The 13367-nt window shown below is 38.1% G+C and carries 9 protein-coding genes; 7 read left to right on the top strand and 2 right to left on the bottom strand.

What is annotated here, in order from left to right; genetic code table 11:
- Nucleotides 1-10: 10 nt before the first annotated feature.
- Nucleotides 11-1924 (bottom strand): T9SS type A sorting domain-containing protein, encoded by a 1914-nt coding sequence (locus tag M9892_05400; protein ID MCO5253786.1) that lies wholly within the window; start codon nt 1922-1924, stop codon nt 11-13.
- A gap of 220 nt (nt 1925-2144) precedes the next feature.
- Between M9892_05400 and M9892_05395 the strand changes: the two genes are divergently transcribed.
- The 6 genes from M9892_05395 (at nt 2145) to M9892_05370 (ending at nt 10772) form a co-directional block, all read left to right on the top strand.
- Complete coding sequence (locus M9892_05395) at nt 2145-5294, top strand: hypothetical protein (GenBank protein ID MCO5253785.1); 3150 nt, start codon at nt 2145-2147, stop codon at nt 5292-5294.
- A gap of 1 nt (nt 5295) precedes the next feature.
- Nucleotides 5296-6453 (top strand): glycosyltransferase, encoded by a 1158-nt coding sequence (locus M9892_05390; protein MCO5253784.1) that lies wholly within the window; start codon nt 5296-5298, stop codon nt 6451-6453.
- Nucleotides 6440-7474, top strand: coding sequence for an ATP-grasp domain-containing protein (locus tag M9892_05385; protein ID MCO5253783.1), 1035 nt, complete (start codon nt 6440-6442; stop codon nt 7472-7474). Before M9892_05390 ends, M9892_05385 begins: the two co-directional genes overlap by 14 nt.
- Nucleotides 7475-7605: 131 nt before the next feature.
- Nucleotides 7606-8514, top strand: coding sequence for a DNA/RNA non-specific endonuclease (locus M9892_05380; GenBank protein MCO5253782.1), 909 nt, complete (start codon nt 7606-7608; stop codon nt 8512-8514).
- Between the two features lie 145 nt (nt 8515-8659).
- Nucleotides 8660-9865, top strand: coding sequence for a phosphoglycerate kinase (locus tag M9892_05375; protein ID MCO5253781.1), 1206 nt, complete (start codon nt 8660-8662; stop codon nt 9863-9865).
- Entirely contained in the window at nt 9846-10772 is a 927-nt protein-coding gene (locus M9892_05370; GenBank protein MCO5253780.1) for a class I SAM-dependent methyltransferase, read from the top strand. Before M9892_05375 ends, M9892_05370 begins: the two co-directional genes overlap by 20 nt.
- A gap of 332 nt (nt 10773-11104) precedes the next feature.
- On the opposite strand, the gene M9892_05365 is transcribed toward M9892_05370, so the two are convergent.
- A complete protein-coding gene (locus tag M9892_05365) occupies nt 11105-12124 on the bottom strand; it encodes an NAD-dependent epimerase/dehydratase family protein (GenBank protein ID MCO5253779.1) in 1020 nt (339 codons plus the stop codon).
- Between the two features lie 62 nt (nt 12125-12186).
- On the opposite strand from M9892_05365, the gene M9892_05360 reads away from it, so the two are divergent.
- Nucleotides 12187-13257, top strand: coding sequence for a hypothetical protein (locus M9892_05360; GenBank protein MCO5253778.1), 1071 nt, complete (start codon nt 12187-12189; stop codon nt 13255-13257).
- The last annotated feature ends 110 nt before the right edge of the window (nt 13258-13367 follow it).

Genomic DNA, 13367 nt, shown 5'->3' with positions numbered 1-13367 from the left:
GGTTAAATTTCTATTGTTTGATAAATTTAGTGATTTGTTTTCCTTCGTTATATGTGCTTTCAAAAATATAAAAACCATCGGATAGTGAACCAATGTCAATGAGAAGGTTTTCTCCTTTGCGAAACGGAATTTCGAAGTTGTTATATAAAACTGTTTTGCCTTCTGCTGACATGATTCTGTATGATATTATGTCATAGTCAAATGATAATACTGATAAGTTTCCATTGTTGGGGTTTGGGAACAGTAGCAAACTCGGTGATTTTGAAGACTTTTCTTTGATTGTCATTCCTCTCGCCAACAACCATTTTTCAGGGTCAAATTGGACAGATTCAACTTCAAACCCAAGCTGAATCTTAACATTGAAAAGATTGGTAGTGGGTTTCAGAATCCTATATTCTTTTTCTCCGTTTTTTCCATTAATCATAATAGGAACAGGGATATCAAAAAAGTTCACAGAAGGGTCGGAGGTTTCTTGTATGATGCTGATTTGCAACGATCTGTCTGTATTTTGTGTATAGTGAATAGTAAATGTTGGAAAGCCTTCGCGCATAATCCATTGCTCAAAGAACAAGTCCAAATCCAGCCCTGAACTTTGCTCCAAATGCGATTTCAAATTCCCTTGACGTGCAAAATTATATGCAAGATTACTGTCTGCAAGGTAGTTGCGAATACCTGCATAAAAAGCACTGTCGCCACACACAAATCTTAGCATGTGAATGACCATTGCACCTTTCATATACACCAATCTTTGGTCAAATAAAATGCTCATTTTGCTTGTGTCTTTTGCAAAAACACTTCCATTGGGTTTACTCAATACCTGATCTATATTGGTCTGTAGTTGTTGTTTCCATAAACTATCGTTTTTCAAGTATTGGTAACAAAGCATATTCCCGTATGTAGCAAAACCTTCATTAAGCCATAAATCCTGCCATGTCCCGCAAGTGATTTTGTCTCCAAACCATTGATGCATCAGTTCGTGAGCAATTAAATCAAAGCTGAAGCTGCCCATAAAACTCATCGTCTGATGCTCCATGCCGCCACCGTGATGAAACTGAGCATGTCCATATTGTTCGCGCATAAATGGGTAGGGTCCGAACAAACTGTCATACAAAGTCATGATGGGGATAGTCTGTTTGACAAGTGTCTTCGCAGTTTCTTTGTAAAACGGATAAACAAAGTTTTGTATCCTGAGCGAATCATTACCGTTGTTTACGGGGGCATAATCTGTGATAATGTCATAAGGGGAAACTGCAATTGCAACCAAATAGGGGGCAATAGGGTAGCTGTGTTTCCATCTATAATAATTTCTGCCTGAACCTGTGTCTGCGACTTCCACCAAGATTCCATTTGAAACCCCTTTATAGATACTGTCGCAATAAATTGTTACTTCTAAAGAATCAATTTTGTCGCTGAGTGTGTTTTGGCATGGGAACCAATAATAACAGCCATAAGGTTCGGAACGAGTGGCAACAATATTCCCGCTTTTGTGCGCAGAACGGCTGTAGTATAATTCATCAAAACTCGGTTTCCCACTATAAAATATTTCAACTGTGTCGGCTTTGCCTGCGGATAATGGTGTCAGCAATTCGAAGATGATTTTGTCGGGCTGTCTTGTGATATTAAATTTTGCTCCGTTTCTAAATGCAGAATCCACAGTTAAAGATTTTTCTAATCCAAATACAATTTGAGAGCTTGTAGTTTTTGGGCTGTAAATAATCAGCGTGCTGCCTTTTAGCTCGCCATTTGCCGGATTGGGGTCTAATTTCAAATTTTGGAAAATAATATCGAGCTTAGTGTCATCACTGCGTCTATCCACCATTTGTCTGGACGTGAAACCGCATTTTTCAGTAGCAGAGAAAGGGGTATCTTGTGCCAAGATAAAGAATGGGGTTGTTAACAAAATAAAGGACAGAATCAGTTTCATTCAGGATTTCAAAAATAAGGTATTACAGCCGATTGCTTTTAAACTAGGCGTGAAATTCTTAATTGTGCCGTAATTTTTACTGCTCTTGTCTGCTTTACATGTTTGACTGCATAAAGTTTGTCTTAAATTGTTCTTTGCGTTTCTTTCAACCGTTGTTTTTTCTACTTTTGAAACGCTTTTGAAATTGCCCTTAAAATATACAGTACTATTAGTGTTTCTTTTGTTCAGAATACATGTTGTTCTGATAGCGCAAGGCATTTACTCTCACTTTGGCGAGAACAGAGTGGATTACAAGGATTTTGTTTGGGAAAAAATTAACAGTGGTGCTGACGAAATTATTTATGAGAAAGGTCAGTCATTAATGGCTGAAACTATTTTACAGCAGTTTAATTTTGAAAAAAAAACATTAGAAAGAGAACTGCAATATCAACTCAGAAGCGGTGTCAGAGTGATAATCTTTACCAATTTTGCCGATTATTCACAAGGGAATTTTGGAATCAGCGATCAGCAATTTTATGCGGGAGGATATATTTACACTCCTCAAAATACAATCTTTGTTTACTTTAATGGTGATTACAACCAACTCAACAAAGATATCAAACAAGGCATTGCCAAAACTATCATCAACGAAATGGTATTAGGGGGGACAATGCTCGAAAGAGTGCAGAGCAGTGCGCTGATTACGCTACCGGAATGGTTTGTGGACGGGCTTGCGGCTTATCTTGCAGAGCAATGGAATACAAGCAATGACAACCTGATGCGCGATGCTGTTGAACAAGGTCGATTTAATAATTTTACGTCTTTGGACAAAGACCTCAGCGTTTTTGCCGGACATAGTATTTGGTTTTTTCTTGAAAGAAAATACGGCAAAGAAAGAATCCGAAATATCCTCTTTAATGTCCGAATATCAAGGAGTGTAGAAAGTGGAATTGAAGCCTATACTGATTTAAGTATCTCGCAGTTTCTTAAGGAATGGATTGCTTTTTATAAAGACAGATACACTAAGGATATTGCCGGATTTATCCCACCAAGAGGAGAGGAAAGCAAGCTCGGTAAATATGCTGCTATCAGACATACCGATATGAGTTTGAGCCCTGATGGCAAGAAAATAGCATTTGTTACCAACAATCGAGGGGCATATAAAGTGTGGATTTATTCTATCTCGCAACGCGGTACTAAATTTCTGTTTGGTGGTGGTAGCAAAACCTATACACGAGAGCCTAATTACTTTTTTCCCACTGTGAAATGGATTGATAAAAATAGAGTAGGAGTTTTGCAAGAAAAAAATGGAACTCTTTCGCTGACAGAGTTTTCAATTTCTGGTAAGAAACTTAATACAACGGATTTGAGAGAATTTGATTGGGTAAAGGATTTTGATTTTTCTCATGATGGGAATGCTCTTGTCATTGCTGCCTTTAAGAATGGTAAAACCAATCTTTACTATAGAAATAAAGGCGAAAAAGGGTTTACGCAACTTACGGATAATATCTTTGATATTTCGGAAGTCTCTTTTACACAAGACGGTAATATTCTTTATATTTCCAATGCAATAGGTGGCGGTAAAGATGAATCTCGTTTTGCTCTTTTTAATTCGACTAAAGGTGTTTTTTACTATAATATAAACACCAAAGAAAGCACCCGAATCACACCCGTTAATTATTCTGTAAACTATTCTCAGCCCATACATCAAGGTGGTAATTATATTTCTTTCACTTCCGATATAGATGGTATTTTTAATAGTTATCTCGTTGAATTTAAAGGGAAAGAAGTTGAGTACTCAGAATATAAGAAACTTACCAATTATAACCGCAGTATATTGTTTCAGAGTGTTTCTGTTGAAAATGCAAAAATTGCGGAGATGCTATACATTCAAGGGAAATACAAAATTTATATATCCAATTTCAATATGGCTGATTTTCTTAGTTCTTCTTATGTGCCGTTTCAAAACACCACACTTTATCGTAAAGAAATAAGTAATACAAAACAGCCAAAGTATATAGTGCCCAATCAACCGATTATTGAAATCCCATCCGGTGGTGTACAATCTGATTCGGTTGCGCAGGATACAAATAAGATCAGTGATGCTCTACCACCTTCATTTCAAATACAATTTCCACGTGTTGATTATGTCTCTCCCAACCATACGCCCGAACCCACAATGAAAAATGAGCTTACATTTGGAAATGAAGTAATTCCTTTGGTGCACGTAGATTATTTTCTGTTGAAGTTGTTGGATAATTCTATTATCGGGGATTACTACTTTCAAGGGGGACTCAACGAAAGTATTTTTCACTCCACCTTAGTCAGTCCGCATGTTACTTTCTCGTTGAGTGATATGTTCAATAATCATACAATACAGGCGGGGGCAAGAATTATGGGGACTTTGGATGGTTCGGATTATTATTTTAAGTATAATAACAGGCAGGGCAAGATTAATAAAGAAGTGTTCTTTAACAGACGTGCTCGTTACTTTGATGATCAAGGGCTGTATCAAAGAAATATTTTTACTCAAGGTGGTATAGGATTTGAATTGCCTTTGAGTGACCGGTCGCGGATTGAAGCCAGAATATTATTCCGAAATGATATGCATATTGATTTGGCAGTAGATAGCGAATCATTATTTCATCATGATTTAAAACAATATTTATTAGGCACAAGGCTGGGTTATGTCTTTGATAATACAGTTTCTCGAGGATTGAATATGCTGCAAGGCACACGTATCAAAATATTTGCCGACCCTTATTTTGGGCTTAGTCGTAAAGGAATGGATTTGATGTTGGGAATAGATATTAGAAATTATACTAAACTACATAGGCAATTGATTTGGGCAAACCGATTTGTGGCGAATTCTTCTGTGGGCTCGCTCAAAACAGCCTATTTTGTTGGAGGACCGGAAAACTGGTATTACAGCAAATTTGAAGGAAATGTGGGCAACTTGCGTAATTCCGAATTTGCGCTGCAAACTATTGGTGCTCCGGTAAGAGGATTTCCACTTAATGCTCGTTCAGGAACTTCCTATATGGTGCTTAATTCCGAGTTAAGATTGCCGGTTTTTGCATATTTAACTCAGAAGCCTATCCAGTATGAATGGATTAGGAGCTTCGCCTTGGTTGCCTTTGCCGATATTGGTACAGCATGGGTCGGAGATAACCCATACAGTAGCAAGAATCCTTTTAATACTACGATAATAAACAAACCGGATATAGATATAACGGTTACTGCCAATAGAAATCCCTTTATTTTGGGAACCGGTTTTGGTGCCCGAATGAAGTTGGACTCATATTTTATTAAGTATGATGCTGCATGGGGAATGATGGATGGTGCGCCAACACGCTTTTTTAATCATTTTTCACTCGGTCTTGACTTTTAGTATGAACGAAAATCCTAAACCTGCCATACTCTCCTTTATTGATTGGTATAAACCTGCTTTTAAAGCAGGCGGTCCCGTGAGGTCAATGGTCAACTTGGCTGAATTATTAGGCGAATATGCCGACTTGTTTATGATGTGCGGAAATAAGGAAATTGATGGAACAATGCCGGATGTTGAGAGCAATCAATGGATTGAGCAAGACTCGGGAGAGCAGGTTATGTATTGCTCAAAACCCAAGAAATCTATTATTAGAGATTGGATTTTGCAGTTTCCCGAAGGAGTTTTTCATGTAAATGGAATTTATTCGCCCAAGTTTTCCATTTTGCCTTTGTTTATTTTGAAAACCTATTTTCCTTCAAAAAAAGTGGTAGTGTCGCCTCGCGGAATGTTGAACGAGGGCGCATTAGAGATTAAATCTGTTAAAAAACTTATTTTTATTTCTTTTGCACGCGGTCTGGGCTTGTTTGACAAAGTAGTTTGGCATGCAACTTCGCAGGAGGAGGAAAGCAGAATCAAAAAATTCTTTCCCCAAGCCAAACAAATTTATGTACTTTCCAATATCCCCTTATTGCCAAGCAAATTAAAAAATCGCCCTGAAAAGGTACAAGGCGAACTCAAAATGTACTCTGTAACCCGTGTCGTTCCTATCAAAAAAATAGAAGTATTGTTGCAGTCTTTGCAAGCATATCCGATAGATATACACATCACTTTTGATATTTATGGACCTGTCGAAGACAAAGAATATGCAGAGGAGTTGAACCGTTTGGCACAACAAATTCCTAACTTGTATTTTAATCTCAAAGGGGCTGTTGCACCGGATGAATTAAATGACATCAGTGCGCAATATCATTTGTTTTGTTTGCCGTCTGCTAATGAGAATTTCGGACACTCGATTTATGAAGCTTTTGCAAGTGCTTGTCCTGTCTTAATTTCAGACCAAACTCCGTGGCGTAAACTGGAAACTGAAAAAGCAGGTTTTGATATTGCATTGGATAATAAAAGTGCTTTTAGTGAAAAGTTGAGTTTGTTTGCTCAAATGAACCAAGAAGAATGGGAATGTTGGAGCGAAGGTGCGTTTGCATTTGCCCAAAAACATTATAACAAAGAAGAGTGGATAAACTCATATTTAACTTTATTTGCGCCCAATGACAGTAAGTAGGGTAAACATATTAATCACCGGTGGAGGCGCACCCGGAGCAGAGGGAATTATTCGCTGTTTGCGCGAAATACCCAATGTTCATATCACAGCTTGCGACCGAAACGCAGAAGCTTATGGAAAATACCTCGCAGACGCATTTTTTGACATTCCCGATGCAGACCATACAGAGTTTATCCCAACTGTCTTGAATATTTGCCGAAAAGCTCAAATCAACTTAATTCTTCCGCTTGTAACCCGTGAATTGATTCATTTTAGCAATGCGCTCAATCAATTTGAAAATGAAAATATAAAAGTGCTTGTGTCGCAACCGGAGGTTCTTAAAACAGCCAATGACAAGGGACTCCTTTATCAAACTTTGATTGACAATAATACTCTTGCCCCCGACTTTGTGAGAGTAAATAATTGGCAAGATATGAAACAAGCGATTTGTGCATTGGGATATCCCGCCCGAAAAGTGATTATTAAACCCTGTGTAAGCAATGGACTGCGCGGTTTTAGAATCATAGATTCACAAATCAATGAACTGGATTTGTTACTCAATCATAAACCTGATAGTCGCTATATCAGTTTGCAGAAATTGGAATATATTTTCTCTCAAAACCCAATGCCTGATTATGTTGTGAGTGAATACCTCCCCGGTGAAGAATATACAGTCGATGTGTTAGCACAAAATGGCAAAGTGTTGCAAATAGTGCCGCGTCTGCGCTTGGAGACCAAAGGAGGAATCAGTACAAGAGGTAAAATGCTCAAGAATGCAGAAATCATTAGCTATGTAACTCAAATAGTAGGCTTGCTCAAAATGAATTGGATTGTAGGTGTGCAATTAAAAAAAGCCGAAAACGGAAGTTTCAAAATTTTGGAAATCAACCCCAGAGTACAAGGAACAACAGTCGCATGTTTGGGTGCCGGTATTAATTTTCCTAAAATAGCGGTTGAACTTGCACTACAAAACCATTTTGAATACCAAGAGCCAAAGTGGGGTATAAGTTTTTTTAGACATTGGAATGAAGTTTACTTTTGAGTAAAGACTGTGAAGAACAAATTATTGCAATGAGCCTCAAAAAATGAGTGTCCCTCGCACTTTCTCATTGTGGATTAAATATTGAATTGCTACAATGCTCATGAATTAATATTGTATTGAAATTTTTAGTAATGAAAACTAAATGGTGGATTGCTTGTGTGCTGTTATTGTTGTTGATGATTATATTTTTTGTTGCATGCGGACAATTCAAACCCCCTCTGTCTGAAACAAAAACGCAACATTCAGGAAACCCGACAACGGATACAGTCGTGTCGCGTAAAGTTCCTACTCATCATAACCCTTATCTCATTACCACTTCCACACTTCCGGATTCGGTAAAAATTCACGTCCTTTGGGGAACACCCTATGATGCTGACACAAGTAATGACTACTTGATTTTCAGAGCGCAATATGCATTGTCATACAACCGTTTCAAAGGAGTGCCAAACTGGGCAAGTTGGGAATTAGATGATACATGGTATGGTACTGCCGGACGATTCAAAGGAAATTTTATCACTGATTATACCTTGCCCGATTCTTTTTATAAACCCACACACAATGACTACACAGGCACCGGATATGACAGAGGACATGTTGTACAAAGCCACGAAAGGTCGCGCTCACCGGAGGACAACAAAGCTACGTTTTGGATGAGTAATGTGATGCCCCAAACCCCTGATTTGAATAGAGGAGTATGGCTGAAATTTGAAAATTTTTGTAAAACACTTTGTTTGGATAGTGGATACAAACTATTGATTGTTGCCGGTGGAGTGTATCACAGCAATACTACGCTGAATAAGCTTGGAAAAGTGGCTATCCCGGATTCGTGTTTTAAAATTGTCATAGCTAGCAAGAATTCACTTGATAACATAGATTCGAGCACGGCAGTATATGCAGTCATGATGCCCAATATACAAGGTATTAGAAAGGATGCATGGCAGAGATACCGTACCAGTATCAAGCAAATTGAGCACTCAACCGGTTATAATTTCTTTTCTGAAATACCGGAAAACTTACAAAACTATCTGGAAAATAAGTAGAAATCCCTTCATTCACAGGAGCGAAATGCTATTTGCAATGATTTTGATTTGTTAAAAGAAAAAATTAGAAAGGTGGAATTGCTGTGTATGCTTTTTGATTTTCTGCTATTATTTTCGCAGACATAAAATGATTACTTCATAACAAATGAAAACAGTAGCACAATTTAATTTTAACAATGAAAGAGTGGTGATGCGAGTGGACTTCAATGTGCCATTGGATGTCAATAAACATATTACGGACGATTCCAGAATCAGAGAGGCAGTTCCTACCATCAACAAAGTGCTCAAAGACGGAGGTTCTGTTGTATTGATGTCACACTTGGGCAGACCCAAGGAAGGTGCGGAAGATAAATTCTCACTCAAACATATTGTGTCCAGAGTGTCTGAACTAACAGGAGCTAAAGTCTTTTTTGCCGATGATTGTGTTGGAGAACAGGCTGTAAAGTTGGCATCTGCACTCAAACCCGGGGAAATTCTTTTGTTGGAAAATCTACGCTTTTATAAAGAAGAAACCAAAGGTGATGCGGCATTTGCACAAAAGTTGGCAAAACTCGGAACATTCTATGTCAATGACGCTTTTGGAACTGCTCATCGTGCGCATGCATCTACTGCCATCATTGCACAGTTTTTTCCTTTAAAAAAATGCTTCGGTTATTTGATGGCAAAGGAAATTGAGAATGCACAAATCATACTGAATAATCCTCCAAAACCTTTTACTGCAATTGTTGGTGGAGCTAAAGTTTCAGATAAATTGCTCATCATTGAGAATCTGATGAATATTGCTCAAAATATCCTGATTGGAGGCGGAATGGCTTATACCTTCGCCAAAGCAATGGGTGGCAAAATAGGTAATTCATTGAGCGAAAATGATAAGGTTGAACTTTGTAAAGAATTGATACAAAAGGCAAAGACTAAAAACGTAAACCTTGTATTGCCAGTGGATAGTGTGATTGCAGATAAATTTGCAGAAGATGCAATGACTGATTCTGCGAAGAACAATGCCATTCCGGATGGTTGGATGGGGCTGGATATAGGTATGGAAAGTGTCCAAATTTTTTGCACTATTATAGAAAACTCGAAAGTCATTTTGTGGAACGGACCCATGGGAGTTTTTGAAATGGAAAAATTTAGCAACGGAACGCGCAAAGTGGCAGAATCGCTTGCCAAAGCTACCGACAAAGGTGCTTTTACCCTGATTGGCGGTGGTGATAGTGCTGCCGCTGTACGCAAATTTGGTTTTGCAGACAAAGTGAGCTATATCAGTACCGGTGGAGGCGCGTTGCTTGAGTATTTTGAGGGCAAAGAATTACCCGGAATTGCGGCTATTGAAGATGCCTCTCAAAATATCTGAAAAGATGACTACAGACTCTCTTATAAAAATTGACTATCCTTCTGCTCAGTGGAAGGAATACCGGTTGATTGATTGCGGAAATAAGTGCAAACTCGAACAGTTTGGGCAATATATTCTGATTCGTCCTGAACCTCAGGCAATTTGGCAGCCTAAACTCGAAATGAAGGATTGGTATAGAATGGCGCACGCTGAGTTTGTGCGCAAACCGGATTTCAGGCAAAATCCTGCTAAAGAAAATGAGCTTGAAGGAGGCTGGAAAATTTTGAAGAAAATGCCGGAAATTTGGACTATGCAATATGTTTCTTCAAGCGTTTCTCTAAAAATCAACCTGAGGATGACAGGTTTTGGACATATTGGTATTTTTCCTGAACAGTCGTCAAATTGGGAATTTTTATTGCAACATGTTCAAAAAGGACAGAAAGTACTCAATTTATTTGCCTATACTGGAATAGCATCATTGGCAGCAGCCAAAGCCGGGGCTCTTGTTACGCATATTGATTCTGTAAAAAATGTGGTCAATTGGGGGCGAGAGAACGCGGAATCTAATCATTTGGATAATATCCGATGGATAGTAGAAGATGCTTTTAAATTTGTTCAACGTGAGCAAAGTCGCGGCAATCAATATGATTGTATTGTGCTTGACCCGCCTGCGTATGGAAGAGGACCCAAAGGCGAAAAATGGATTTTGGAAGAAAAATTAGCAGAATTACTGCAAATGGTCAAAACTATTCTGAAACCTGATGGTAAATTGATTATCAATCTCTATTCTCTTGGCTATTCACCATTGTTATGCTATAATTTGCTGCTGTCACTGTTTCCGAAAAATAAAATTGAAACCGGAGATTTGTGCATCAAATCAGAGCATGGACATTACTTGCCGCTGAGTGTGTTTGGAAGATTAGGGTAGGATTTAGTTAAGAAAAAAGCCGCGAAAATCAGCAATCAATATTATTGAATGGAACAAGGTTAAAAGAATAAGTGCTGAGTTTAGTAAAAACTAAACTCCGGCTGCTTTTTGTTCAAAACCTCTGTCAGATACACGTTGTGGTTTTTGAACTCCTTTTCTTACGTTGTTGTGAGGCTGTATTTCAGGTTTTTGTGCCATGGCTTTTTCTCTCTTTATTTTACTGTTTCAAATTATGTACCATTTTTCTCTGTACTAAAGACACACTTTTTTTTGAATTCGTTGCCTCCGTTTGATTATTCATTTGTAACATTCGTTGGTATAATACTACATTCTTAAAAAGGTTTTCCCCCATACTCCTTAAACTCACTGACAATTCTTCTTATTGTGTGCTCTTTTGGAGTAAATTCAAATCCTGTTTGTGTCTTTATCTTGTCCGAATTATAATAGTACTTATTCATAGAGTTGGTAATGGTTTCAGGAGTTATAAAATTTGTTCTAATGCCAATATTGGCTAAGATATTCAGCGTAAACTTCAATGTTTTAGCCATCCAAGGGCGTACCTCAAAGGTGGGAGGTCGTTTGCCCATTTCTTTGGCAATGGTGAAGAATAGTTCTTTGTAAGAAATATTAAATCCCACCAATACAAATCGCTCACTCTTATTATCTCCTTCATTGAGCAGAACTGCTGCTTTGGCAACATCCAAAACATCTACATAGCCATTGACACCTTGCGTATAAAAAGTGAATCCCTTTGCAATTTTCTTGAAAATAGAAGCCGAACTTCTGTCCGGGTTGCCAAAACCGAGTATAAATCCCGGATTGAGGATAACAACTTCCAGCCCTTCTTCTTTCCCACGCCAAACTTCGAGTTCACCCATAAACTTACTTTTAGAGTAGTTAGAATTTAACTTGGAGTCTTCCCATTCAGCAGTTTCATCAATTTGTTCAGTCTCTTTTTTTCTGGACAAAGCAGCAATGGAACTGATATAACACAACTTTTGAACATGTGCACTCAAGCAAACGTTGACCAGGTTAGCCGTTCCACCTACGTTGGTGTTAAAAAGGTTTTCTTCTTGATTTTTTTTGAAAGTAACAACTGCCGCACAATGATATACTCGTTCAACTCCTGTAAGATTTTGTTCAAGCCCAATGATGTCATTCAAATCTCCTTCTACCCATTCCAATTTCTCTTCAAGAAGATTTTTTGTTATTCCACATACTTGTGCAATACGCATAAACCAATCTGTAGAAGCATTTTTGCGTTTAAGTGCTCTGACAGAGTGTCCTTGCAAAAGCAATTGACAAACCACATAGCTGCCCACTAATCCCGTTGCTCCGGTTACTAAACGCATTGTTGAAAATCTTCTGTTTAAGTGTGCTGCAAATAGAAGAATATTGAACACAAATAACCCCTATGATAGAGAATTTTTTTCAACCAATTGCCAAGAATGTCCATAAAGCATCCCCAAGCACTAATATTATTGGAAACAGTATGATAGCTGCGGACAAAATTTCAGAAGATAGTTTAGTGATTTTTTCGGTTGGACATGATTTTCCGGAAGTTCGAAAAGCATTTTCGCGCCTTGCCAAGCATTTTGAAAACACACAAATAGCAGATTTAGGACTTTTTAATAGCTCTAAATCACAAAAAAATAACATTGCAGGCTTGCGTGAAGTCTTATTGTATTTGTATGCCAAACAATCTAAGGTGCTTATTTTAAGCACAAATGCAACTGTGGTATTAGCACAATGGCAAGTTGAAAAAGAACTCCAAAACTCAACCGATTGCGCACTGATTACACCTTCTTTTAATGCACCTATTGCTGATTATCTGTTTGATGTATGGAAACAAAAACAAGACCGCCAACATTTGTTTCATTTTTCATTGATTGCAAGTCAGTCTTATTATAATGACCTGAGTACATACGATGAGTTAAATAATTTTTTTTATGATGATATGCGTTTGGGTGAGTTTAGGGCAAACCCTCATAATGTTGAAACTTTGTTGCGCGAAGCAGATTTTGCAGGTTTTGATATGAATGCGCTCAAACGCTCTGATTTTACAGCGCAGACTTCACCTAATCCCAATGGGCTATACAGTGAAGAAGCCTGTTTGATAGCTCGTTATGCGGGTGTTTCCAATAAAATCAAATCTATGTCAATGCTCGAATTAAACTCCAAGAAGATGTCTGATACAGATGCGCAACTGATAGCTCAGATGATGTGGTATTTTACAGATGGGGTGGAGAATCGCTATCATGATTTTCCTAATCCTGAGAGTAGAGATTTTAAGGTGATTCACTGCCCCTTGGAGGGCTCACCTTTGCCGGAGGTGGTTTTTATAAAAAGTTTGATTAGCGGTAGGATGTGGATGCAGGTGCCGTTTGGTAAGCAATTACGCTGGACGGGCTGTACCGAAGATGATTACAATATTGCAGTACAGGGAGAAGTGCCCGAAAAATGGTTCAGAGCCGTAGGATTCTGAGGAACTAAATTTAACTTGATTTCAGTCTTTTCGTGTCAATGAATTGCGCTTTGTTATTTGAATGCGAGAAATTTTATAAGTAAACTATATCAATGCATTGAAATAGCTTA

The organism is Bacteroidota bacterium (assembly GCA_023957335.1).
Lineage (GTDB): Bacteria > Bacteroidota > Bacteroidia > NS11-12g > UBA955 > JALOAG01.
The sequence above is the reverse complement of the archived record's forward strand: the minus strand, read 5'-3'. Positions and strand labels throughout refer to the sequence as shown.

Excerpts from the sequence above, each read along its gene's own strand:
- M9892_05390 (MCO5253784.1), top strand. The coding sequence starts at position 5,296 with ATGAACGAAAATCCTAAACCTGCCATACTCTCCTTTATTGATTGGTAT.
- M9892_05365 (MCO5253779.1), bottom strand. The coding sequence starts at position 12,124 with ATGCGTTTAGTAACCGGAGCAACGGGATTAGTGGGCAGCTATGTGGTT.
- M9892_05370 (MCO5253780.1), top strand. The coding sequence starts at position 9,846 with ATGCCTCTCAAAATATCTGAAAAGATGACTACAGACTCTCTTATAAAA.
- M9892_05380 (MCO5253782.1), top strand. The coding sequence starts at position 7,606 with ATGAAAACTAAATGGTGGATTGCTTGTGTGCTGTTATTGTTGTTGATG.
- M9892_05360 (MCO5253778.1), top strand. The coding sequence starts at position 12,187 with ATGATAGAGAATTTTTTTCAACCAATTGCCAAGAATGTCCATAAAGCA.
- M9892_05385 (MCO5253783.1), top strand. The coding sequence starts at position 6,440 with ATGACAGTAAGTAGGGTAAACATATTAATCACCGGTGGAGGCGCACCC.
- M9892_05400 (MCO5253786.1), bottom strand. The coding sequence starts at position 1,924 with ATGAAACTGATTCTGTCCTTTATTTTGTTAACAACCCCATTCTTTATC.
- M9892_05375 (MCO5253781.1), top strand. The coding sequence starts at position 8,660 with ATGAAAACAGTAGCACAATTTAATTTTAACAATGAAAGAGTGGTGATG.